Below are 23470 nucleotides of genomic sequence, written 5' to 3' on the forward strand. Positions count from 1 at the left end.
GTTCGGCGGCGGCCTCTCACACGCCGAAGAACGCGGGTGCGGTCTGCAGGCCGAGTCGGGCGTTGGCGATGCGCTTGCGGGAATCGAAGGAGAAGGCCACATGCTGGGATCCGGCGACCAGGTCGCGCATGCAACGCTGGAGCAGGTTCGTGTCGAGGACGGCAGCCGTGCCCGCGAGTCGGAACAGCCCCTGCACCAGCTCCCGGCCCACGTCGTAGACATGGATGATCGCGGCCGCGAGCCGGGCCCGCTCGGCGTAGTCGACCTGCTCGCGGGCGAGCGTGCCGAGCAGTTCGTCAAGCGTGTCCAGCAGGTGACGGCGGGCGGCGTCCAGGGCCGTCTCGTGCTTGAGGAAGGCGACCTGGACGGCCGGATCCTCCAGGTAGGGCGTGCCGGTGCCCAGCAGCCTGCGGTCGGCGAACTGGCGTCGGGCCTCGTCGAGAGCGCGGCGGGCCACGCCGAGCGGGAAGCCGGACATGACGGTGAGCAGGAGGTTGTAGGCGGTGAGGCGGTACAGCGGATCGTCGTAGGAGGCACGCTCGAAGTAGGGCACGGAGGTGTGCGCGAGGGGCAGGTCGATACCGTCCACCACGATGTCGTGGCTGCCCGTGCCCTGGAGGCCGGCGACGTGCCAGGTGTCGTCGATCTTGGCCTGGGCGGCGGGGAAGTAGGCGACGCCCATGACCGGGGCGCCCCACTCGTTGGTCCGGGGCCGGCCGTTCTCCATGACGATGAAGCCGCCCATGAACCAGTGGGCGTGCAGGCTGCCGCTGCCGAACGGCCACCTTCCGGTGAGGGTGTAGCCGCTGCCGTCGGGCTTGGGAACCGCCTGGCCGAGGGGTGCCTGGCCGCCCGCCACGATCATCTCCGGGGTCGCGGCGAGGATCCGCCGGGCCACCTCGGGGTCGAGCCAGGCGAGGAAGGCGTTGCCGATGTTCCCGATGAGCAGGGACCAGCCGGTCGCGCCGTCGCCGCGGGACACCTCCTCGACGATCTCCACGATGGTGCGCGGCGCGGCCCCGGTTCCGCCCAGCGCCACGGGCATGGCCAGGCGGAACAGGTCGTGCTCGGCGAACTCCTTCACCAGGTCGGCCGGGAGCGTGCCGGAGCTCTCGATGGCGAGGGAACGGGCCGGAAGACCGGACGCGATCTTCCGGGCGGACTCCAGCAGGGTCCGGTCGGTCTCCCCCGCGGCCGGGGTGGTGGCGATTCCACTGGTCATGCCCGCGTCTCCTTCGATGGGGCGAGGCGGTCCGCAGCGCGTGCCTCGACGCGCTGACGGATCAGTTCCATCTGCACCACGCTGTTGCGGTTGATGTTGTCGGTCATCCAGGCGTCGTCCACGGGGGCTTCGGGCTTCATCGCGAAGTCCTGCTTCCACTCCATGCGGACGCCGCCGGACACCTCGGTGTAGGTCCACTCGATGTGCATGTGGGCGAAGGGCCCGGTCTCGATGCGGCGCGCCCTGACCGTGCGGCCGACCCGGTCGGCGACACGTTCCGAGACCCAGCTCCAGACCTGGCCCTGCTCGTCCGGGTGCATGGTCAGCCGGAAGACGACCCGGTCGCCCTCGCGTTCGAGGATCTCGGCGGAGGCGTACTCGCTGAACAACTGCGGCCAGTTCGCCACGTCGTTGGTGATGTCCCAGACGAGGTCGAGGGGGGCCGCGATGACCACGGAGTTGCTGGTGCTTCCGCTCATGTCAGGCCGCCGATCGCAGCAGGGTGTTGGCCATGGCGAGCAGTTCGTCCGGGGACGCGCATTGCTCGGCCTCCGGGCCGAGCCTGATGCCGAGCAGCTGCTCCAGTTCGGCGACGACGCCCAGCAGGCCGAGCGAGTCGACCTCGAGTTCGGCGAAGGTGGGCCGGGTGTCACGGAGCGTCTCGGCGTCGGTTCCGGCTCCGGCGCACCGGGTGATCACCTCGGCGAGCACCTCGTGGCTGAGGGCCGTGGATGCGGACATGCTGTTCCTCCAGAGTGGGTGCGGGGCGTGGTCAGAGCTCTGCGGTGCGCAGGACCAGTGCCGAGTTGCCGCCGGCGATGCCGCGCGCGAGGACGAGAGCGGCGCCCGTCCCGGTGGGGCGGGGGACGCCGGTCACGAGGTCGATGTCGTAGGGGGTTCCGGTGGTGTACGGGGTGGGCGGGATGAGGCCATGGCGCAGGGTCAGTGCCGCGAGGACGACATCGAGGGCGGCGGCACCGGCGTAGGCCCGTCCGAAGCCCGCTTTCGGGACCGTCACCGCGACGGAGTCGAGGCCGGGTCCGAAGACCTGCCGCAGGGCGGCCGCCTCGGCGCGGTCGGCGGCGGGGACGGCCAGTCCGTCGGCGAAGACCACTCCGATGTCGGACGGCGTGCACTCCGCCTCTTCGAGCGCCCCGAGGACGGCCTTGGCGAGTCCCTCTGCGCTTTCCTCGTGGCGCAGCATGCCCGTGTGGGTGGTGGCGTGGCCGGCGATGTACGCCTGCGGTTCGGCGCCCCGGGCGAGGGCGGCGTCCGCTTCCTCGAGTACGAGCATGGCGCCGCCCTCGGCGGGCGTGAAACCGCGTGCCCGGTCGCTGAACGGCAGGTAGGCCTGGTCGGGTTCGTGTGCTTCGCTGAGCATGCCGTGGCCGTACTGGCAGGCCATGGAGAAGGGCGCGAACGGCGCCTCCGCGCCGCCGGCCAGCATGGCGGTGGTGCCGTAGCGGATGTCGCGGGCCGCGTGGGCGAGGGCGTCCAGACCGCCGGACTCGTCGGCGACGAGCACCCCGCAGGGGCCCTTGAGGCCGTGCCGGATGGACAACTGGCCGGTACTCGCGGCGTAGAACCAGGCGATGGACTGGTACGGGCCGACATGTACGGGGCCTTTGCTCCACAGCCGTTCGATCTCGCGCTGGCCGAACTCCACTCCGCCGGCGGCGCTCGCGGTGACCGCGCCGAAGGAGTAGGGCGGCAGTGCGTCGGGCCGCAGCCGGGCCTGGTCCAGTGCGAGGTCGGCGGCGGCGAGCGCGAACTGGGTGAACCGGTCGGTCTGCACCCTCACGCGCGAGTCGATCGCCTCAGCCGGGTCGTGGTCGCGTACCTCGCCGACGATCGTCAGGGGGTATCCGTCAAAGGAGTAGCGGGAGAGTCGGCCGAGCGTCCCGCGGCCCTCCAGCGCGGCGCGCCAGAACGCGTCGGCTCCCACCCCGGAAGGGGCGATCACCCCCATGCCGGTGATGACGGTCCGTCGGCGCGCGGTCCGGGTCATCGGGCGTACTCCCCCGGGGTGAGGACGACGGCGGACTGGAAGCCGCCGAAGCCGCTGCCGACCGAGAGGACGTTGCGCAGCCGCGCCTCGCGGGCCTGGAGCGGTACATAGTCCAGGTCGCAGTCCGGGTCCGGGACCTCCAGGTTGGCGGTCGGCGGCACCGTGTCCTGGTCCATGGCCAGTACGCAGGCCGCGAGTTCGATGGCGCCGATCGCGCCGAGCGAGTGGCCGACCATGGACTTGATGGAGCTGACGAGCGTGTCGTGGGCGTGCGCGCCGAGGGCCCGTTTCACGGCGGCCGTCTCGTGGCGGTCGTTCTGCTGGGTGCCGGAGCCGTGGGCGTTGACGTAGTCGATGTCGGAGGGGTCCACGCGGGCGTGCCACAGGGCCTGGTCGATGGCCTCGGCCATCTCGAGCCCCTCCCTTGTCAGGCCGGTCATGTGGTAGGCGTTGCCGCGGGTGGCGAAGCCGCTGACCTGGCAGCGGGCCCGCGCACCGCGCCGCCGGGCGTGCCCGGCCTCCTCCATGACCAGCACGGCCGCCCCCTCGCCCAGCACGAACCCGTCGCGGGTACGGTCGAAGGGCCGCGAGGCGTGAGCGGGGTCGTCGTTGCGGGTGGAGGTGGCGCGGATGGCGTCGAAGCAGGCCACGGTGATCGGGGAGACGGGCGACTCCGCCGCGCCGGCGATCACGACGTCGGCCTTGCCCTCCTCGATGAGCCGCAGTCCGTAGCCGATCGCGTCCAGCCCGGACGTGCAGCCGGTGGACACGGTGTGCACGGGGCCGCGGGCGCGGGCCGTCTCGGCGACCTCCCCGGCCAGCGGGGCGGGCGAGAACACCCGGAACAGGTCGCCGGTGACCTTGCGGTGGTCGATCGTCCAGGAGCTGCCGCGGGCACTGGCGGCGACGTACTCGGCCTCCAGCTGAGTGGTGCCACCGACGGCGCTGCCCATGGAGACCGCGGTGCGCCAGGACGCCTCCTCGTCGGTCTCCAGACCGGCTTCGGCGATCGCCTCCTGGGCCGCCGCCACGCCGAACTGCACATAGCGGTCCATGCGCGCGGTCTGTTCGGGCGTCAGGACGGTGCTGGCGTCGAAGTCGCACTCGGCCGCGATCCGGGAGCGGAAGCCGGTGGGGTCGAACAGGGTGATCCCGCGGGTGGCGGTACGGCCCGAGGAGAGGAGTTCCCAGAACGCCTTGGCGCCCACGCCTCCTGGGGCGACCACGCCCACGCCGGTGACGACCGCGTGTCGGGTCACGACAACACCTCGGTGTCGACGTGACCGAGTTCGGGGCGGGGCGCGAGCGGGCCGAGGTGGAAGACGATGCGTGCCTCCTCCTCGCCCGTGTTGCGGACCCGGTGGCGGACCCCGACGGGCACCAGCAGTCCCTGGCCGGTTCGGGCGTCGTGGGGGACGTCGTCGAGGTCGATGGTGACGGCGCCGGAGGTCAGGTAGAGGAACTCCTCGGAGTACGGATGGTAGTGCTCCACGACGCGCTCACCGGGCTGGAGGATCGCCACCCCCATGAAGCCCGAGGTGGAACCGACCGTGCCGGGGCTGAGCAGGGTGCGCATGTCGCCGCCGCGCTTGCGGTTGGCGGGAACGTCGTCGATTCCGACGATTCGGACGGTGGGATTACTGGTGGTCACAGGTGCTCCAAGCGGGCTCGGGAGGGTTGGGTGCCGTACGGCCGTCAGGCGCCGGCCGGGACAGAGCTCGGCAGGCCGGCCTTGAAGAGCGCTCGGGCGTTGTCCTCGCACACGGCCCGGCGGTGTGCCTCGGGGATGTCGAGCTGCTCGATGAGCCGGAGGCCGTCGCCGATCGACGGGCCGGGCAGGGGCGGGGAGTCGCTGCCGTACAGGACCTTGTCCGGGCCGAAGACGCGCAGGGCCAGTTCCACCGCGGCCGGGCTCGGGGTGGCGGTGTCCACCCACACGCGGCTCAGGTAGCTGCTGGGCGGCCGGGGCAGCCGGGGCCTCGCGGGTCCCCGACCGGCGCCCGATACGGCCGCGGGGCCGGGGCCGCCGCGCTGCCAGTGCTCCGGTGACCAGCTCCGGTCCAGCTTCTCCACGAGCAGGGCGAGCGCTCCGCCCGCTCCCTGGCCGATGAGCCGCAGACCTGGGTGACGCTCCAGCCAGCCGCCCAGGAGGCAGCAGGCGAGCCCGATGGTGACGTCGGCGAACCGGCCGAGCTGCTCCACCGCCATCAGGTCCGTGAGTCCGGTGCCGGCTGCGGGCGCGGCCGGGGCATGCAACAGGACGGGCGCCTCGGTCTCGGCTGCGAGGGCGAAGAAGTCGGCGGCGTCGGGATGGTCGAGGTGACGGCCCGCGACGCTGGTGTTGGCGATGAGGCCGACGAACTCGTCCTGTGCCAGCCGGTCACGGGCGGCCGCGAGGTGGGCCTCGCCGCCGAACGGGTTCACATAGACGTACGCCCGCAGGTGGCGCGGATGACGGGCGACCAGGCCGCCCATCCAGTCGTGGAAGCGGGCGAGTTCCTCCTCCGTCTGCGCGTAGTTGTCCACGCCCGGCAGGGGGACCATGGCACCGGCTCCGACCGGGCTGCCGATGACCGTGAGGTCGACCCCGGCGGCGAGCTTGGTCTCGATCATCGCCTCGGCATCGCCGAGCGAGCGCGGCATGGGGAAGCGTCGCATGGACTCCGGTGGGCTGAGGTGCCCGTGCACGTCGATGGTCACGCGCCCGCTCCCTTCCCGTGCGGCTCGGTGATGGCGCGTGCGACGGCGGCGCAGTCGAGGTCCCCGTCGCCGCGTCGCACGGACTCCTCGTGGGTGGCCAGGGCGGTCTGGACGAGGGGCAGGCTGAGGCCGGTCCGGTCGGCTTCGGCCACGGCGAGGCCGAGGTCCTTGGCCATGAGGCGGAGCCGGAAGTCCGGCTTGTCGTAGCGGTCAGCCATGAGCCTGCGGGCCTTGAAGCCCATGACCGGGGTGGCGAATCCGCCGGCGGTGATGGCGTCGAGGACGGCCCGGCGGTCGAGCCCGGCGGACTCACCGAGCGCGGCCGCTTCCGCCATGGCCTGCACCTGGATCCCCATCAGCGTGTTCATGAGCAGCTTGAGCCGCATGCCGTCGCCGGGGCCGCCCACGTGCACGACCTGCTTGGCGATGAGGTCGAGGACGTTCCGGGCCATGGCCAGGTCCTTGTCCGTGCCGCCGACGTAGACGCGCAGTTCACCGTCTCGCGCGTGGTTCCCGTTGCCGAGCAGTCCCAGGTCGAGGACGGCCGGTGTACGTTCGCGCAGGACTCGCAGAAGGTCCGGGGAGATGGTGCTCGCCGAGGCCAGGACGCCGTCGACGGGTCCGTTCGCGAGGGCGCCGTCGGGGCCGAGCAGCACCTGTTCGGTGGCCGCGCCGTCCGCGAGGGAGACGAGGATGACATCGGCGTGGCGCGCTGCCTCGGCGGGCGTCCCCGCCACGGTCGCGCCGAGTTCGGCGAGGGCCCGAGCGGGCTGTGGGGACCGGTTCCACACGGTCAGGGGAACGCCCTGGTCGAGGAGGCGGCGCGCGATGCCGCCGCCCATCACGCCCAGGCCGAGCACGGACACGGTGGTGGTCATGCCGGCGCTCCGATCCGGCGGTCCGTGAGCATGGGCACGGAGATCCGCTCCAGGAAGGCCCGGAAACCGTCGGTCTCGTGGAGGTCCTCGCCCGCCGTGACCAGCGCGGCCAGTTTGTCGGCGCCGCCCGAGCGGACGGCCCCGAGGGCGATACGGTCGAGGGCCTCGCCCGTGTCACCGTGCACTTCCGCCAGGCGCACGACGATGTCGCCGCGCCGGAAGATGGTGGTGCGGGCGAGCGTGGTCGGGGCGTCAGAGCCCAGCACCCGGGTGCCGGCGAGGAGTTCGGCGAGGTCGGCGCCGCTGCCCGGCAGGGCCGGGTAGAGCAGGGCGACCCGGTTGGCGGGGTGTTCGGCCGGACTCGCGGGCAGCAGGTGCTCGGCGGTGTGCCGGTCATGGGCGACGGGGAGCAGGGCGCGGTGCAGGAAAGCGCGGATCCCGTCACCGCCGGACAGGTCGCGGGGTTCCGCCAGGTGCGGGTCGAGCTCGGCCTCGACCGCCTTGATCTGGGGCTGCTCGGCAAGGTGGGCCATGGCGTCGCCGAGCCTGCCGTCGAGGTCGATGATCCGGATCACCCGGTTCCCGGCGAGGAACACCGAGGTGCGGCGCAGCAGCGGGGGGCCACCGGGCCTGCGTCCGGCGGCGGGACGGCCGTATCCGGACAGGATGCGGGAGACCTCGGGCTCGCTTCCCGGTTTCACGGTGAAGGTGAGTGCGTATCGGTTCATCGGGCGCTCCTGGAGGGGGCGGTGGAGGCCGGGCCCACGCCCAGTCGGCTGAGCCATTCGGCCTCGGTGGTGTCCTGGAACCGGCGGTCACGCAGGGCGACCTGCTGGGGGTCCGTCTCGTGGTGCAGCCGGCCGAGGTGCCAGGCGGCCTGTGCGGCGCCGGTGGCCACGGCGAAGCGCTGCTCCTCGACGTTGTGCAGGCGCGCGGCGATGCCGTGGTGATCGCGCAGGTCGGCGCCGCGGAGCGCGTCGGCGACGGCGACGGCGTCCAGCAGTGCCTGTCCGCCGCCCTGGCCCGTGGTGGGCACCATGGGGTGGGCCGCGTCGCCGATGAGCAGCGTGCGGGCGGTGGACCAGCCCGCCAGCGGCGGACGGTCGAGGATCGGGGTGCGGATGACCTGGGCGGGCGCGGTCGCCTCGATCAGTTCGGCGGCCCGCGGCGGTGCCTTGCGGAAGGCGTCCGCGAGGAGGGCGTGGTCCTGAGGCGTGTGGGGCGCGGAGCCGACGCGGTCGCCGAGTCCGGCCGTGCGCTGTTCCTCGTCCGCGAGGGTGGCCACCCAGTAGGTCTGTCCCTCCGACAGCGGCCAGTATCCGAACGTGGCGCCCGTGCCGAGTATCTGACGGGCGGTCGGCACGGAGCGGTCCTCGGGAGTGGTGTCGCTGATGGCCCGCCAGGCGGTGAAGCCGGCCGGGCGCGGCGGGGTGTCGCCGTGCATCTGGCGGCGGACGGCCGAGTGGAGTCCGTCCGCGCCGATGAGCAGCCGGCCGCGTTCGCGGGTGCCGTCGGCGAGCAGGACATCGACGCCGTCGGCGGTCTCGCGGTACCCGGCCACGGCGGCCGAGTGGCGTACCACGCCGTCGTCGAGGGCGGAGCGCAGGGCGTGGTGCAGGCGGGCGCGTGGGACGGTGATGCTCGGTGCGCCGAACGCCTCGGAGACCTTGGTCTGCGGCCAGCCGCTGATGCGTTCGCCACTCCAGCTCAGCATCTCCCAGCGGTGCACCTCCGCACCGCTCTCGACAACGGGGGTGTCGAGTCCGAGGGAGCGCAGGGCCAGTACGGCAGCCGGGTGCAGCCCCAGCGCCGAGCCGGCGGAGCCGCGGTCGTCGCCCACCCGTTCGAAGACGGTCACGTGGAATCCCGCGGCGCGCAGCGCGACGGCGGTGGCGAGGCCGGCGAGGCCGGCACCGGCGACGAGAACGCGGTCGGGGGCGGTCATCGGGTCCCGGCCTTCTGCCGGGTCTCACGCCGCACGGTGAAGCGCAGCGAGCGGCGGGAGGTGGTCTCGGCGACGAGCGGCATGGCCAGTTCGCGGTGCCCCTCGCCGGACTCCCAGGCGAGGAAGTGCTCGGCGCTGCGCCACTCGCTGGTGATCACCCATTCCCTGGGGTCGACGGTCGACTGGCACACCTGGTCCATGAGGTGGCCCGGTACGTCGGCCACATCGGCGCAGATCCGGTCGTAGGCGGCGAGGAAACGGTTCTGCGCCTCCTCCTCGACCGTCAGGAAGAACATCACCCGCAGGTGGTCGCTCGCGACCGTGGGGGCCTGCTCGCTCACACTTCCTCCCAGCGTCGGGTCGAATGGCTGCGCTTGACGGCGTCGACGATGCGCGCCACCTGCCAGCCGTCTTCGAGGGTCGGGTGGTCCTGCGGTGTGTCGGTGCGGACCGCGGTGAGGAAGGCCGTGGTGAGCCGTTCCCACCGCCGCAGGCCCACTTCGTGGCGGGTGGTGGCGCCGGAACCGGACATGCCGTCCACGGTGAGGGACCGCGTCGGGCCGCCGTGCTCGCGGAAGGTGAGTCCGTCGGCGCCGCCCCAGGTCAGGGCGCCCTCGTCGCCGATGACGGTCACCTCCTCCTCGGCGGGGCCGGTGAGGTGGGTGGACTCCCACAGCCGGACCCGTACACCGGTGCTCAGCTCGGCGAGGACGTCGTAGCCGACGTCCGCGGTGACCTCGGCCCGGGGCGCCTGCGTCAGGTCGCGCCCGTGGTTGTCCCGTGCCCAGGCGAAGGCGTCGAGCGTGTTGTGGAAGGCGGGACCGACGGGTGCGGTGCGCACATCGCGGTTGAGCCGTCCGGACAGCGAGGTGAACTCGGCGTCGAGCAGCCAGCGCAACCGGTCGATGACATGGGTGCCGTGCTGCATGAGGCCGCCGCCGCCCGCCGACTCGTCGTAGATCCAGTTCATCGCCATCAGGGGGCCGCCGAGGGCGCAGGTGCTGTGAACCTCGCGGATCCGGCCGGCCTGCCCGGCGCGCAGGAGGTCACGCATCCGGGTCAGCCCGGGGTCGCCACGCCAGATGAAGCCCGAAGCGTGCTGGACGCCCTTCTTCGTGGCGGCGGTGAGCATGTCCTCGGCCTCGGCCGCCGTCATGGCCACTGGCTTGTCGCACAGGACGTGGCAGCCGGCGTCGACGGCCTCCAGGACCTGTTCGTGGTGGGCCGGCGGCAACGAGGCGATGGACACCACGTCGGGCCGCGCCCGGCTCAGCAGTTCGCCGAGGCTGTCGGCGACCAGCGGGACGTCGTACCGGGCGGCGAGGTCCTCGGCCCGGCTGCGGGTGCGGCTGAAGACGCCCACCGGTTCGGCGCCCGCGCGCCGGAAGCCTTCCAGGTGCAGTCCGCCGGCCCAGCCCGCGCCGACCACGGCCACTCGTATTCTCGCGTTCATCGAAGCCTCTCGCCTCGGAGATGGATGGGAGCCGGTGGCTCAGCCGCGCCGGGAGTCCGCGGCGGCGAGCGTGCCGGCGGGGCGCGGGGAGACGTCGGCGGGCCAGAAGTCGCTCATCCCGCGGAGGCCGGCGGGGCCGTGCTGCCCGGCCAGGCGGGTGATTCGGGCGCCGACGAAATGGGCCGCCTCGATCTGGTCGGGCGTCAGCTCACCGCAGTCGGGGGCGGTCATGGACAGGCCGTAGGGGTTGCCGCCGATCCTGCGCAGCACCGGGTGGGTGTAGCCGGTGGGCACGATCAGCGAGCCCCAGTGGAACATCGTGTGGTAGAGCGCGAGCAGCGCGGCTTCCTGGCCGCCGTTGGGCAGCGAGGCGCTGGTGAAGCCGGTGACGGGTTTGTCCGCCAGCCGGCCGTGGAGCGCCAGGGGGCTCGTGGTGTCCAGGAACGCCTTGAGCGGGGCGGCGATGTTGCCGAACCAGGTGGGCGTGCCGATCAACAGGCCCTCGGCCCAGTCGAGGTCTTCGAGGGTCGGTTCGGCGGGCCGGTCGGCCACCGGTGTGGCGCCGGACCGGCTGGCGCCCGCCGCGGAGGGCTCCCCGTGCGCGCCCAGGGCGCGTACGCGGACCTCCGCGTTCTGCGCCGCGGCCCCTTCCGCCAGACGCTCAGCCACCTGGGAGATGACCCCGCTGGAGCTGAAGTAGACGATGGCGATTCGGGGTTGCATGTCCTGCTGCCCTTCCTCTCCGCTGTCCGGGGCGGCTCCTCGTCCGCCCTCATGAGCCATCGTCCGGGGCGGGGTCGTGCGGGGGCGTCAGAGCAGTACCGTGACAATCTCCGTCACCCCGTGCCGCAGGCGCATCACGCAGTGCAGCGCGGGGCGCCGACGGGCGGCGGAGGGGGCGCGGTACGCGCCGGACACGACAAAACCGGGGTCCCGTCCGAGTGGCTCGGACGGAACCCCGGTCAGGGGTGACAGGGCGTCAGGGACCGACGTGGGGAGCGCGCGCGGCGGACGAGCCGTCGCGGACGACCTCGCCGGTGAGGTTGCCGTTGGCGCCCGAGCCGAGGAACAGCACGAGCCTGGCGACGTCGTCGGCGTCGGAGAGGCGGCGGGTGGGCGTGCCCGAGGCCAGCGCGTCGGTGATCGCCTTCGGGATGGGCGGCCGGCTGTCGGTCAGCGTGAAGCCGGGGGCCACGACGTTGACCAGGATGCCGTCACGGCCGGCCTCCCAGGCGAGGCTGCGGGCGAGGCCGTAGAGGCCCGACTTGGCCGTTCCGTACGGGCCGGGGCCGGGGACGCCCTCCTCGGCGACGCTGGAGGAGATCAGCACGATCCGGCCCCAGCCGCGCGAGCGCATGCTCGGCAGGACCGCCCGGACCTGGGCGGCGGCACCGATCAGGTTGGCGCTGATCATGGCCTGCCACTCCTCGAGCGACACGTGCTCGAAGCGGACGGTCGGGTCCGGTGGGCCGTCGCCGCCCCAGCGCACGGCGTTGGCGACGAGCACGTCGACCCCGCCCCAGCGTTCGACGACCGTGTTCACGGCCGCTTCGACGGTCGGCAGGTCCTCCAGATCGAGCCGGACCGCGAGGGCCTGGCCGCCGGCGGCCTCGATCTCGGAGACGACCTTCTCGGCCTTCTCCGGATTGCTGCGGTAGGTGATGGCGACGCGGGCGCCCTCCTGCCCGTAGGCGCGGGCGGTCGCGGCGCCGATACCGGTCGAGGCGCCGGTGACCAGGACCACACGGTCCTTGAGCGCGGTGTCCATCGTGGGGTGTCCTCTCTTGTGGTGTACAGGCGTCCCTGCGGCGGCGGGGCCAGGCCTCAGCGCGCCGCGGAACGGTTCAGCCGGCCGGGGCCTCGGCCGGCACACGGGCTGCCAGCGTCTCGACCGCTTCCAGAGCGGCGGCCCGGGAGGCCTCGTGGGTGTCGCGGAACTGCTCCAGGAAGGGCATGACCGGGGCGTGGGTCAGCTCCGTGTGCACGAACTCCACGTCCTCGATGCCGAGGGACTTGAAGAAGGCACGCAGGTAGGGCTCCTGGTAGTCGAAGGGCTCACGGGGTGTCCCCGGGCCGTAGGCGCCGCCGCGCGCGCTGAGCACGACGACGGACTTCCCGGCCAGCGGGAGCCAGGGCAGGGTCACCCGGTCGATCCAGGTCTTGAGGGCCGCGGGGACGGAGAAGTTGTACATGGGCGTCCCGAGGAGCAGGACGTCGGCCGCGAGGAGCTGCTCGATCAGGGGGCGGGTGGCAGCCCACGCCTCCACGAGCTCGGGGGCGGCGGCCACCTCGTCCATGGCCGCGAGGTCCCGCACGCCGTTCAACGAGGACTGGGTGGCCAGCTTCACCCGGGCCTCGTCGAGGGGGGCCACCGGATCCGCCAGCAGGTCCCGGTAGGTGTAGATGCCGTCCGGATGCGTGGCCCGCCAGCGTTTCACGAAGGCCGCGCCGAGTTCCCTGGAGAACGAGTCACTGCGGGCGCTGGCGTCGAGGTGCAGCAGATGCGCCACAATATTCCCTTTCAGACAAGATGATCTGAAGTCGAGACCAGACTAAACCAAGATAGTCTCGAGTCAAGACGATTTCGCTCTTTTGCTATTCTGCTGGCATGTCCCTCACCACTCCCGTCGGCGACCAGGCGTCGACCGGCCGGCTCCACAGTGATCTGCACTGGCTGTTCGCCCGGCTCAAGCAGGGGCTCGCCACCGCGGAGGCTTCGGTCGTGGGCAGGCACGGCATGACTCTGTGGGGCTACACCGTGCTGATGGCCGTCGCGGAAGCCCCCGTCCGGAGCCAGCTCGCCCTGGCCCAGGCCGTCTCCGTCGACAAGAGCAAACTCGTTCTGGTCCTCGACGAGCTGGAGTCGGCCGGACTGGTCCGTCGGCGTCCCGACCCGTCCGACCGCAGGGCCCGGATCATCGAGGCGACCGAGGACGGCCGACGCGCCCTGGACGCGGCGCGCGCCGACATCGAGGCGATCGAGCAGAACCTGCTCGACGATCTGGACACAGCCGACCAGGAGCAGCTGCGCGCCGTCCTGCGCAGGCTCGTCGGCGGGCCTGTCGCCCGCATCGAGGACGGCCGCCAGGCCGACAACGCCTGCGCACCGCCCCAGACCTGAGAGCCGCACCGAGCCGGTGCGGCACCTCGGGCCCGCACACTCACACCCGCAGTACGCGTGCGAGCTCGGAGCGTCCCTGGATGCCGAGTTTGCGGTAGGCGCGGGTCAGATGGGTCTCGACGGTCCGCCGGGTCACGTACAGCTCGCGCGCGATCGCCCCATTGGTCCGGCCGACGGCGGCGAGCAGCGCCACCCGGTGCTCGCTCGCGGTGAGCGCCTTGGCGCCGAAGTGTTCGGGGCGCCTGGGCAGCCCGCCCGCGGCAAGAAGTTCGGTGTGGACGCGCTCGGCCAGCTGCACCGCGCCGAGTCGCTGGGCGAGGGCCAGCGCGCGCCTCAGCGTCTCGCGAGCCGCCCGCCGGTTGTTTCTGCGCCGCAGGATGATGCCGAGACCTGCCTCCGCGTACGCCGTCTCCAGCGGGGCCGTCCCGGAGCGCAGCACCTCCACCGCCTCCGTCAGCGCGGCCGCCCCTTCCTCGTCCCCCAGTATCAGGCCCTTGGCCCGCAGGGCCACGCCGATCGCGCGCGGGGTGCCCCACCGGCGGGCCGCACACAGTTCCGCCTCCACCAGCCGGAGCGCGCCCTCGACGTCGCCCAGTTGGTTGCGCATGAACGCGGCCTCCGAACGCCAGCGGGATATGGCGGGGTTGCCGGATCCCCAGCTCTCCATCCGCCGGCCGCTCTCCAGCAGGTCCTCCAGGGCGCCCTCGATGTCGCCGCCGGCTCCCTTCAGCCGGCCCCGGGCCGCGAGGAGCAGGGTGTGCGGCCAGAACTCCGGCAACGCTCCGGCACAACCGCGGGCCTCCAGCAGGGCGAACGCCTCGTCTGTCCGGCCGAGCTCGGTGAGGACGTTCAGCAGCGGTGCGAGCACGAGCGAGTGGATCAGGTCCGCGCTGTCCTGCTCACCGAGGAGGTCCAGGGCCTGCCGGGCGGCGCGCTCGGCCGCCTGCAGCCGCCCTCCCTCCAGTCGGCTGGCGGCTCGCACAGCCAGCGCCAGGACGGTCGCCGACAGACCGCCGACGCCCGGCTGTCCGGTCAGCGCCGCGTCGCACCACTGCTCCACGAGTTCCGGTTCGTCGGCCCACATCAGCGTGAAGACCGTGTACGGCATCAGCTGCGGATACCGGCCCGTGGCCGGCTGGCTCGCGAGCGCGGACTTCAGGGCGTGCACCACCTCAGCGGCGGGGGTCTGCCCTTCCATGGCCGCGTGCAACGCCTGCAGGGAGGTCCAGTGCACGACGTCGTCCCTGCCGTCGTCGGAGAGTTTGACGAGCAGATCGGCCGTGTCGGCCGCCCCGGAGGAACCCAGCAGGGCCGTCATCGCCTCCGCACTGTCCAGTTGGCGCAGCAGGGCGTCCCGGGACCGGGAGGGCGGCACCGCCTGAAGATCCTCACGGCACTCCTGGAGGACCTCGGCCGCCTCCTCGATCCGGTGGGTGCGGATCAGGGCCTGCGCGTAGGCGAGGACCGTACTCACCCTGCAGCGCGGTGTCTGTACCGTGTTCAGCCGTGATCGCAGCCGGAGCACGAGGCCCTGCGGATCCGTGATCAGTTCGACGCAGTCCAGCGTCGCCTGGAGCTCGTCGTGGACGGGCTCCGCCAAGGGTTCGTCGAGCGCACGCCGCAGCAACGCGTGTGCCTCCGCCGGACTGCGCTCCGCCACTGCCTCGTCGGCCGCCGCCTGCAACACCTCGGGGACCCATTCGGCTCCGATCGGCCCGGTCCTCAGCACATGCCGGACGATGTCGGACGGGGCGGCACCGCGCCGGTGCAGGGCCTCGGCCGCCCTCCGGTGCACCTCGTCCGGGACGACGGCCTCCGGCAGCCACCGCAGCGCCCTGCCCACCACCGGTTGGACGTACGAAGGGACGGCGAGGTCGGTCAGCAGGCCCATGCCGCCCAGCACTGCGAGGGCGTTCGCCGCGTCGCTCTCCGGCACGGCCGCGGCCTCGGCGACGACGGCGGCGTTCACCTCCCCCTCCAGCAGAGCGACCGTCTCGGCGACACGCGGTACGGCGGCGGGCAGATGGGCCAGCCGAGCCCGCACCGTGTTGCCGACGAGTCCCTCGGTCGCAGCGGTGGACAGGACTCCTCCCACCGGTTCGAGAGGGATCGGGGCGACGGCCCTGAGCATCGTGTTCAGCAGCATCGGGTTTCCGGCCGTCAGGCGGTGCAGATCGTCGGCGAGCGGGGCGGGCGTCGGGCCGAGCAGGCCGTCGATGAGTTCCCCGGTGCCCGCGGCGGTCAGCGAGGCGGGGCGCAGCACGGTCCACTCGCCGGCCTCGAGCAGGGCGGCCAGCAGAGGTGGCTTGGCCATGGGCTCGCCGAGCCTGCGGGTGCCCACGATCGCGACCGGCCAGCCTTTCAGGCGCCGGGCGACATAGGCGAGGACGTGCAGGGAGGGGGCGTCGCAGAAGTTCAGGTCATCGACAGCCAGGACCACCGGTGCCTGTTCGGCCAGACCGCGGACGGCACAGAGCATGCCGTTCAGGACCTGGACCACGCTCGTACCGGTCGTGGGGAGCCCGACCGAGTCCATGCCCCGAAGCAGATCGGCGACCGGCCGCGCGGCCTTGGTGGGTCCGGCCGCGAGGGCGGCGAGGTGCGGCTCCAGCAACTGGTGCATCACCCCGTAGGGCAGGTCGGCCTCCAGGGAACTGCAGCGCGCGTTACACGTGATCAACTGCCGTGCCCGCGCCGCCCGTTCGAGTTCCAGCAGCAGCGCCGTACGGCCGATGCCGCAGCCCCCCTCGAAGAGGAGCAGGTCGCCGATGCCCCGGCACAGGGCGTCGGCGGTGCGGTCGAGAACGAGTAATTCGGACCAGCGTTCCACCAAGATCTGCTGCACGGTTCCCCCGGTCGTGTTTCGCTGCCTCGCTCGGTGTGGCCGGTGACCGGCCCGCCGGGGCCGGTCACCGGCGGTGGGTCAGGAGATGCTCTGTGCGAACCGGAAAAAGTTCGTCGGGTCGTAGTGCGCCTTCACCGTCCGCAACCGGCCCAAATTCTCCTTGTAGTAGGCGTCCGCCCAGTCGGGCAGCACGCGGTCCAGGTAGTTGACGTAACTCTCCCCGTTGGAATACGGGTTGATCACGTCGAACACGCCGCCGGCCCAGTTGAGCGCGATCGTCTGGTCGACCGCGCTCGGCGTGCCCGTGGACAGGCCGGTGGCGACGCTGACGATGAACTCGGAGTCCCGGTGGACGTAGGCGGTGTCCGTACGGCCGAGGTCGTTCGCCCGGCCGCCGAGGACGATGGTGCGGATGAACCGGGAGTGGCCGGCGACCCGGTCGGCGTCGAAGGCGGTGAGCAGCGCGTCGATACCGGAGGCCGGTATGGCGTTGCTGAAGAGGCGACTGCGGTCGAGAGACCATCCGAAGCGGCCGATCTGGCCCTCGGGCGTGGTGCCCTGGAGGTGGCACTGGGGCACCGTCAGGGTGTTGCAGTTGTACCAGGCCCGCATTCCGTCGGTGTACGCGTCGTCGTTCACGGTGCGCGTCGCCGGGGCGTGGCCGACCTCCGCGACGAGGGCGTCCAGGAGCGGCGGCAGATCGGCGGGGTCGCCGAGCCAGACACCGGCCACACCCACCACGGGTACGGCTCCGGGCGCGGCGTCGAAGAGCGCGAGAACCGGCCCCGAACTGAGCCTGCGCGGCGAGGCGATGGCCCACCGCTGCCATGCCTCCAGGACGTCCGCGGCCTGGTCCCAGGTCCAGCCGAAATTGAAGCGCGAGAGGGTCGGCACCGGGGTCGCCGTCATACGGTAGGACGTGACGACCCCGAAGTTGCCGCCGCCACCGCCGCGCAGCGCCCAGAACAGGTCGGAGTTCTGGGTGGCGGAGGCGGTCACCACCGTACCGTCGGCGAGCACGACACAGGCGGACTCGAGGGTGTCGGAGGCCATCCCGAGGTACCGGGTCTGCCAGCCGAGTCCGCCGCCCTGGATGAAGCCGCCCGCTCCCACGGTCGGAAAGAGCGCGCCGGGCAGGGCGAGTCCCGTGCCGGCCAGACCGCTGATCGTGTCGATCTGAAGCGCTCCGCCGCCCAGCGTCACGATGTTGCCGTCGGCCCTGACGCCGTTGAGCCGGGACACGTCGATGACGAGTCCGGTGGTGAGGGAGAAGCCCAGGAAACCGTGTCCGCCGCTGCGTGCGGTCGCCGGGATCCCGTTGGCCCGGGCGAACCTCAGACAGGCGCTGACGTCGGCGGCCGACTGGCAGTAGGCGATGGCCGCGGGCTGCACGGAGTCGTACTCGGTCCAGGAGATCTGCTTCGCCGTGCTGTACGCCGCGTCCGCCGGCAGCACCAGGGTGCCACTCAGACGCTTCTGGAGCAGTGCCCAGTTGGGTCCGTCGGCCGCTTGGGCGAAGACTGCGGGCAGCGCGCTCGTCGCCCCCACGGCCCCCAGCGTCGCCGTAGCCCCCGCGCGGATGAAAGTTCTTCGGGAAACCATGTGCTGTTCCTCGTTTCGGGTGATCGATGCGGATGAGTCGCGAAGTCAGCGGCGCATGGCCTCGACGAGGGCGTGGACGAGGGTGTCGCCGGCGTTCTCGGCCTGAACCGCGCGGGTCATGCGGAAGCCCGCCTCGTCGAGCAGTTGCCGCCAGTCCTGCTCGGTGCGTTCCTTGCCGCCGAGGATCACCATCATGAAGAGGTCGGCGAGCATGCTGGGGTGCAGGCCACCGCCCTCGGGGACAACGCTGTCAATGACGATGAGCTTGGCGTGCGGAGGCATCGCCTCCCGCACCCGGCTGAGGATCTTCAGGCAGTTCTCGTCGCTCCAGTTGTGCAGCACCCGGGAGAGCACGTAGGCGTCCGCGCCGGGGACGACGGAGTCGAAGAAGCTCCCGCTGACCACCTCGACCCGGTCCTGGACCCCCTGTTCCGCGATGTGGGCGGGCGCTTCGGCGGTGACCGCCGCGAGGTCCTGGACGACGCCCGTCATGCCGGGGTTCATCTGCAGCACGGCCGCCAGCAGGGTGCCGACGCCCCCGCCGACGTCCACCACGCTCTTGATGCCGGTGAAGTCGTAGCGCTCGAGGGCGGCGACGGCCGGGGCCAGGGAGGTGACGCCCATGGCCCGGTTGAACAGTTCGTTCTCCGCGGGATTGGCTTCCAGGAAGTCGTAGTAGGCGGCGCCGTGCACCCGGTCGAAGGCCGGCTCACCGCTGCGGACGGTGTGCATCACCTCCGTCCAGGCACGGAAGCAGGCGCCGCTCTGCAGCATGACCCCGTAGCGGAAGCCACCGGGAGCGTCGCTGCGCAGGATGGCGCCCGCCTCGGTGAGCGAGAAGCTGCGATCGGGGTGGGCCTCCAGCACGCCCAGCGAGGCGAGGACGCGGCAGAAGCGGTGCAGCGCCTCCTCGTTCGCGTCGGTGCGGGCCGCGAGTTCCGAGACCGGCATCGGCTGCGACCCCAGGTGGTCGGCGAGACCGAGCTCGGCGGCGACGTAGAAGGTCTGTCCGATCCACGGGCCTCCCATGTGGTAGAGCTGCATCAAGTCCGGGCTCTGGGACGGCGTTACGGCACCCACAGTGTTCCTCCTCGAGCATGGCTTCTGGACACGACTGCGCGTTCTGATCACGACCGCCCGGAAGGGACGGCGATGGCGTGCGGAACGGACGGCCCGAGGTACGGAGAGGCATCCGCCGCATACGGACGGCCCTGCCCCGCAAGGGCGGGAGGCCGTGCGCCGCAGTGAAGGAGCCGACACCCGGTGCGGGCGCTGCGCGGCCCTCGGTGCGGCTCTGGTCGGGAAGGTGGCGGATCAGCTCACCGCGGAGCGCGTTGCTGCTCGCGCGTCCGGCGGATCGACTGTCCGGTGAGGCGTCGAGCGACCTGTCGTAATGACCGGGAATCGCTCACGCTGTACAGGGCTGTATCGGAGCCGACCGGATCGATCACCCGGCCCGGCAAGCGGAGGGCCATTCTCCAGCCCCGCGTCGGTGCATGGTCGAAAATCCCCTGAAAAGCCTGCACACAGCACCGATACATACCCCCGTTGTTGGACCGCAGGCCTCGTCCACCCCGACAGCAGGGCATACACCCCGCACTGGATCCCAATCGGCAGGAGCCATTCAAGCACCCCACCCCTTTTCGACACCACCTCCATGTCTCATTTCCCACGGGAGATGGCCGAAACCGCCCCCCGCGCCTTGAGCCCGCCCCGGACTTCGACACCCACGCCCTTCACGTCAACCGAGCGACAAGCCGCCGGCTCTCCGACGACACCCCCATCCACCAGGCGAAAGGAGGAGAACCCCCAGGCCGAAAGGCACCCCCGGGCGGATGTGACGCCGTTCACACACCTCCCGACGAGCCCGCACCCGACGGAACCCCCCGCGGGGCAACCGAAGCGATCTTGGCCGACAATGAATCCAGCCGAATAACCGTCATCCGTGAAGCACCGAAACAAACACCGAAACAAATCCATTTCCCGGAGTTTTGTTGCCCGCTACACAAACGGGTTGCTAATGTTCGCCACCGGCACACCATCCGCACGCCAGGTCCTGCCCCGACCCGAGAACCCGCTCTTCGGTCACATTTCGAACGCTGCGATTCTGCGCAAACGGAATGGAGAAGCACATGCCTCACGGAGCATCCTCCTTGACGCATCAGGTCGGGCAACTCTACGACCAGATGGCGGGGTTCGAGTCAGACAATTTCAGCGGGGATCACAATCTGCATTTCGGTTATTGGGACCGGCCCGAGGATGCCTGGCCCCTTGAGCGCGCGGAAGAGCGGTTCACGGAACTGATGATCGAGAGGCTTCGGCCCGCGCCGGGCGGCTCGGTGCTCGACGTCGGGTGCGGAATGGGAACACCGGCGATCCGTCTCGCGAACGCCACCGGCAGCAAGGTCACCGGCATCACCGTCAGCCACGAGCAGGTGAAGCGGGCGTCCGCCCGGGCGTCCGCCGCGGGAGTCGCGGACCAGGTGTCGTTCCAGTACGCCGATGCCGCGGCCCTCCCCTTCGAGGAGAACTCCTTCGACGCGGTCTGGGCGCTGGAATCAATCATCCACATGCCCGACCGCGTCCAGGTACTGCGGGAAATCGCACGGGTGATCCGGCCCGGCGGCCGGGTCGTACTGACGGACTTCTTCGAACGCGCCCCCATTCCGGACCGGAAGCGGAGTGCCGTCGCGAAGTTCTACGAGAACTGGGTCATGGGCCCGCGTGTGACGATCGACGACTATCCGCGCCTGGTGCGTGAGGCGGGGCTGCGCCTGGTCGAGGTGTCCGACATCAGCGAACAGGTGATGAGGCGGACCCTCGAGGGCATTGCCCGGCGGATCGCCCGGGACAGGGAGCACATCGACGACACGCTCGGCTCTGAACTGGCCGACGATCTCGGCCTCTCCGACCTCATCGAGGTGTGGGAGCTCGGCTATCTCCTTGTGGTCGCCGAGCTCCCCGCGCAGGACACCTGATCCGTCCGGGGCCCCGGACGGGCAGGCACCAGCCCACGAGGCGGAACAGGCCTGCATCAGGACGCAGGGCACAGGACAGCAGCAGTCGACTCCGACGGAGGACAGCATGCCCACCGATTCCCCCGCAGGACCGGATCTTCGGAAGATGTACCACTCGTCGGGCCCGTGGATAGGCCAGACGCTCTATGTCGCGGCTCATCTGGGTCTCGCCGATCTGCTGGGCGAGGAGCCCATGGGAATCGGGGAGATCGCCAAGGCGACCGACAGCGACGAGGACGCCCTGTACCGCTTCTGCCGGGCGCTGACCGCGCTCGGCGTCCTGGCCGAGCATTCCGGCAAGTCCTTCAGCCTGCGGCCCGCCGGGAAGGTCCTCGCCGACGGATCGCCCGACGGCTTCCGTGAGGGTGTGCTCCTGCAGAGCGGCGCGGTGTTCCGCGCCTGGGCGGACGTGATCCACACCGTCAGGACCGGGCGGCCCGCCTTCGACGAGGCGTTCGGAATGGACTATTTCGAGTTCCTCGCGTCCCACCCCGACGAGGCGCGCGTCTTCAACCGCGCCATGGGCGCCACCATGCCGGCCGCGATCGCCGCGCTGGAGCGCTACGAGTTCGACGGATGCGGCACGGTGGTCGACGTCGGCGGCGGTGACGGACGGCTGCTGGCCTCGGTCCTGTCCCGTCACCCGGAGGTGCGCGGGGTGCTCCAGGATCTGCCCGAGACCGTGCAGCAGGCCGGGGAGCACCTGGACGGGGCCGGTGTGACCGACCGGTGCACGCTGCTCGGGCAGAGCTTCTTCGACACGGTCGCGCCGGGCGGTGACGTGTACATCCTGTCGCGCGTCCTGCACGACTGGAACGACGAGAACGCGCTGAAGATCCTCCGCAAGGTCCAGGCGGCCATGCCGGCACAGGCACGGCTCGTGCTCGTCGAGAGCATCCTGCGGCCTGCCGAGGGGGACATCCTGAGCGTGTTGGCGGACCTCCTCATGCTGGTCGTCCTCGGCGGCCGGGAACGCACGCAGAGCGAGTGGGCGGAACTCCTGGAAGCAGGTGGATTCACCATTCAGCGGGTTCTGGACGACCCGGGCATGGCCACAACCCGCGGACACAGCGTCATCGAGGCGACCGCACGGTAGGACGGCAGGACGACAGCACGCGCGACAGCACATTTCCGGCTCCCCTCCCCTCCCCTCCCCTCCCCTCCCCTTCGTGACGGCCCGCGACGCCACCGCCGGGCCGTCACCGGCGACCGGGCAAGGCCGCCGTGGTCCGCACCACCGGCTTCCTCCAGCATCTCCACCGCCGAGATCACCCGCCGCGAGACCGCCGCCTTCCACCGGAGGCTCCCGCAGGCCGAGTTCGAGCGGCGGGTCCCCTCGAAGAGGATTTCGCGCACATCATTCGCCCCGGCCCTGCCACAGACGGCGGATTCGACCCCGAGGGTTTGTTTGGCCAGTAAACATGGCATCTGACCTGCGGAAATACGAGGCGGCAGACGAGTCGGGCTGTACGCCGGGTTCTGTACCGGGGGGTCCTCGCGGGCCCCTCGGTGACGGCCATCCATCTAGGGCCGGCGTTGCCGCCGGCCTCGTGCGGTCTACCCGCGGACTCGGGCGGGCAGCCCTCCGACGTCCGCGCAGGGCGCCTTTTACAGCGGCCCCTTTTGACCTTGCTCCGGGTGGGGTTTACCTAGCTGCCCAGGTCACCCTGGGCACTGGTGGTCTCTTACACCACCGTTTCACCCTTACCGAGGACCGAGGTCCCCGGCGGTCTGTTTTCTGTGGCACTGTCCCGCGGGTCACCCCGGGTGGCCGTTAGCCATCACCCTGCCCTGTGGAGCCCGGACGTTCCTCGGGGAGGTCCACAAGAACCTCCACGCGGCCGTCCGCCCGGCTCGTCTGCCGTAGCGACCATGGTACCGGGCGCACGCGACCGCCCGGTCCGGCGGTCAGCAGAACTCCGCAGTCTCCAGCTCGAAGGCGAAGGGCTCCGGGAGCGTGAGCGGCTTGCCGAAGGGAATCGTGCAGTGCTGGCGGTAGTCGTCGTGCTCCGGGTCGCTGAACAGGGTGACCGAGGAGGCGTCCCGGTCGATCAGCAGATAGAGCGGGATGCCGCCGCGGGCGTAGCAGCGCCGTTTGCCCTCGCGGTCGATCCCGGGCCTGGTGGACGTCACCTCCAGGACCATCGCCACGCCGTCACAGGGCATCCAGGAGCCGGCGCCCCGGAAGATCCGCAGTTCCCGGGGGGCGAACGTGCCGTCGGGGATCACGTGGTCCTTCGGGCAGCCGCCGCCGCTGGTCAGTTTCAGGCCCTTGTTGCCGGAGAACTGCATGGGAGTGCGGGACCTCCCGTACACCTGGTTCACGACCAGCTCGATGCAGTCCTCGTGGTCTCCGTCCGGCGGCGGCGTCACAACGATCTCCCCCTCGATCAGTTCGGCCCGGAAGCCCTCCGGGGTGTCGAGGGTCTGGAAGATCTCCAGCAGGCCCTCCGCCGGCGTGAGCGGCTCATGGGCCATGGCAGTCATGTCACGCCCCTCCTTCGGTCGCTCGCCAGACTGGGACATCCGGAGATCACCTGTCCAAGGGATCGGGAATCGTTCCCTCGATCGTGGCACACGGGCACGGGTCCCGTCAGGGAAGCCACCGGGGCCGCGCCGGAGCCCGGGTACGGAGCCCGGGTACGGAGGCTCCTCCCCCGCCGCACCCCGTAATCTGGC

Annotated in this window: 22 protein-coding genes and 1 other RNA gene; 3 read left to right on the forward strand and 20 right to left on the reverse strand. The window is 71.4% G+C overall.

Features of this window, described 5'->3' with window-relative positions; genetic code table 11:
• Positions 1 to 16 precede the first annotated feature (16 nt).
• The 15 genes from ACWD5Q_RS00400 to ACWD5Q_RS00470 form a co-directional block, all read right to left on the reverse strand.
• The gene (locus ACWD5Q_RS00400) at positions 17 to 1222 is read right to left on the reverse strand and encodes an acyl-CoA dehydrogenase family protein (protein ID WP_451424745.1); all 1206 of its coding nucleotides are present in this window, start codon (positions 1220 to 1222) and stop codon (positions 17 to 19) included.
• A complete protein-coding gene (locus tag ACWD5Q_RS00405) occupies positions 1219 to 1701 on the reverse strand; it encodes an SRPBCC family protein (RefSeq protein ID WP_451424746.1) in 483 nt (160 codons plus the stop codon). Before ACWD5Q_RS00405 ends, ACWD5Q_RS00400 begins: the two co-directional genes overlap by 4 nt.
• 1 nt (position 1702) lies before the next feature.
• Entirely contained in the window at positions 1703 to 1963 is a 261-nt protein-coding gene (locus ACWD5Q_RS00410) for a phosphopantetheine-binding protein (protein WP_451424747.1), read from the reverse strand.
• Positions 1964 to 1994: 31 nt separating this feature from the next.
• A complete protein-coding gene (locus ACWD5Q_RS00415) occupies positions 1995 to 3230 on the reverse strand; it encodes a beta-ketoacyl synthase N-terminal-like domain-containing protein (RefSeq protein ID WP_451424748.1) in 1236 nt (411 codons plus the stop codon).
• Positions 3227 to 4489, reverse strand: a complete 1263-nt coding sequence (locus ACWD5Q_RS00420; protein ID WP_451424749.1) for a beta-ketoacyl-[acyl-carrier-protein] synthase family protein — start codon at positions 4487 to 4489, stop codon at positions 3227 to 3229. Before ACWD5Q_RS00420 ends, ACWD5Q_RS00415 begins: the two co-directional genes overlap by 4 nt.
• A complete protein-coding gene (locus tag ACWD5Q_RS00425) occupies positions 4486 to 4881 on the reverse strand; it encodes a cupin domain-containing protein (protein WP_451424750.1) in 396 nt (131 codons plus the stop codon). The genes ACWD5Q_RS00420 and ACWD5Q_RS00425 overlap by 4 nt, the downstream gene beginning before the upstream one ends.
• Positions 4882 to 4925: 44 nt before the next feature.
• Entirely contained in the window at positions 4926 to 5930 is a 1005-nt protein-coding gene (locus ACWD5Q_RS00430) for an amidohydrolase family protein (RefSeq protein ID WP_451424751.1), read from the reverse strand.
• On the reverse strand, positions 5927 to 6808 hold the full coding sequence (locus ACWD5Q_RS00435) for an NAD(P)-dependent oxidoreductase (protein WP_451424752.1): 882 nt from the start codon (positions 6806 to 6808) through the stop codon (positions 5927 to 5929). The genes ACWD5Q_RS00430 and ACWD5Q_RS00435 overlap by 4 nt, the downstream gene beginning before the upstream one ends.
• On the reverse strand, positions 6805 to 7536 hold the full coding sequence (locus ACWD5Q_RS00440; RefSeq protein WP_451424753.1) for a SchA/CurD-like domain-containing protein: 732 nt from the start codon (positions 7534 to 7536) through the stop codon (positions 6805 to 6807). Before ACWD5Q_RS00440 ends, ACWD5Q_RS00435 begins: the two co-directional genes overlap by 4 nt.
• Positions 7533 to 8753 carry an FAD-dependent monooxygenase gene (locus tag ACWD5Q_RS00445; protein ID WP_451424754.1) on the reverse strand — a complete coding sequence of 407 codons (1221 nt, stop codon included), beginning with the start codon at positions 8751 to 8753 and terminating at the stop codon, positions 7533 to 7535. Before ACWD5Q_RS00445 ends, ACWD5Q_RS00440 begins: the two co-directional genes overlap by 4 nt.
• Entirely contained in the window at positions 8750 to 9094 is a 345-nt protein-coding gene (locus ACWD5Q_RS00450) for an antibiotic biosynthesis monooxygenase family protein (protein WP_451424755.1), read from the reverse strand. The genes ACWD5Q_RS00445 and ACWD5Q_RS00450 overlap by 4 nt, the downstream gene beginning before the upstream one ends.
• Positions 9091 to 10206 (reverse strand): Gfo/Idh/MocA family protein, encoded by a 1116-nt coding sequence (locus tag ACWD5Q_RS00455; RefSeq protein WP_451424756.1) that lies wholly within the window; start codon positions 10204 to 10206, stop codon positions 9091 to 9093. Before ACWD5Q_RS00455 ends, ACWD5Q_RS00450 begins: the two co-directional genes overlap by 4 nt.
• A 39-nt stretch (positions 10207 to 10245) precedes the next feature.
• Entirely contained in the window at positions 10246 to 10929 is a 684-nt protein-coding gene (locus ACWD5Q_RS00460) for a flavodoxin family protein (RefSeq protein WP_451424757.1), read from the reverse strand.
• Between the two features lie 256 nt (positions 10930 to 11185).
• Positions 11186 to 11974 carry an SDR family NAD(P)-dependent oxidoreductase gene (locus ACWD5Q_RS00465; RefSeq protein WP_451424758.1) on the reverse strand — a complete coding sequence of 263 codons (789 nt, stop codon included), beginning with the start codon at positions 11972 to 11974 and terminating at the stop codon, positions 11186 to 11188.
• A gap of 76 nt (positions 11975 to 12050) precedes the next feature.
• Entirely contained in the window at positions 12051 to 12716 is a 666-nt protein-coding gene (locus ACWD5Q_RS00470) for an FMN-dependent NADH-azoreductase (RefSeq protein WP_451424759.1), read from the reverse strand.
• Between the two features lie 98 nt (positions 12717 to 12814).
• Here ACWD5Q_RS00470 and ACWD5Q_RS00475 point away from each other — a divergent pair, with 98 nt between their 5' ends.
• The gene (locus ACWD5Q_RS00475) at positions 12815 to 13327 is read left to right on the forward strand and encodes a MarR family winged helix-turn-helix transcriptional regulator (RefSeq protein WP_451424760.1); all 513 of its coding nucleotides are present in this window, start codon (positions 12815 to 12817) and stop codon (positions 13325 to 13327) included.
• Positions 13328 to 13367: 40 nt separating this feature from the next.
• Here the strand turns inward: ACWD5Q_RS00475 and ACWD5Q_RS00480 are convergent, their stop codons facing one another.
• The 3 genes from ACWD5Q_RS00480 to ACWD5Q_RS00490 form a co-directional block, all read right to left on the reverse strand.
• Positions 13368 to 16172, reverse strand: coding sequence for a LuxR C-terminal-related transcriptional regulator (locus tag ACWD5Q_RS00480; protein ID WP_451424761.1), 2805 nt, complete (start codon positions 16170 to 16172; stop codon positions 13368 to 13370).
• 78 nt (positions 16173 to 16250) lie between these two features.
• Positions 16251 to 17720: an FAD-binding oxidoreductase gene (locus tag ACWD5Q_RS00485; protein WP_451424762.1), complete on the reverse strand. Its 1470-nt coding sequence runs from the start codon at positions 17718 to 17720 to the stop codon at positions 16251 to 16253.
• 99 nt (positions 17721 to 17819) lie between these two features.
• Positions 17820 to 18854: a methyltransferase gene (locus ACWD5Q_RS00490; protein WP_451424763.1), complete on the reverse strand. Its 1035-nt coding sequence runs from the start codon at positions 18852 to 18854 to the stop codon at positions 17820 to 17822.
• A 1073-nt stretch (positions 18855 to 19927) separates the two neighbouring features.
• On the opposite strand from ACWD5Q_RS00490, the gene ACWD5Q_RS00495 reads away from it, so the two are divergent.
• Positions 19928 to 20752 carry an SAM-dependent methyltransferase gene (locus ACWD5Q_RS00495; RefSeq protein WP_451424764.1) on the forward strand — a complete coding sequence of 275 codons (825 nt, stop codon included), beginning with the start codon at positions 19928 to 19930 and terminating at the stop codon, positions 20750 to 20752.
• Positions 20753 to 20858: 106 nt separating this feature from the next.
• Positions 20859 to 21887, forward strand: a complete 1029-nt coding sequence (locus tag ACWD5Q_RS00500; protein WP_451424765.1) for a methyltransferase — start codon at positions 20859 to 20861, stop codon at positions 21885 to 21887.
• A gap of 356 nt (positions 21888 to 22243) precedes the next feature.
• Here the strand turns inward: ACWD5Q_RS00500 and rnpB are convergent.
• Both rnpB and ACWD5Q_RS00510 read right to left on the reverse strand, forming a co-directional pair.
• An RNA gene (gene rnpB / locus ACWD5Q_RS00505) (RNase P RNA component class A) lies at positions 22244 to 22648 on the reverse strand.
• A 51-nt stretch (positions 22649 to 22699) separates the two neighbouring features.
• A complete protein-coding gene (locus ACWD5Q_RS00510; protein WP_451424766.1) occupies positions 22700 to 23278 on the reverse strand; it encodes a Uma2 family endonuclease in 579 nt (192 codons plus the stop codon).
• Between the last annotated feature and the right edge of the window lie 192 nt (positions 23279 to 23470).

The organism is Streptomyces sp. NPDC002513 (genome assembly GCF_053595355.1).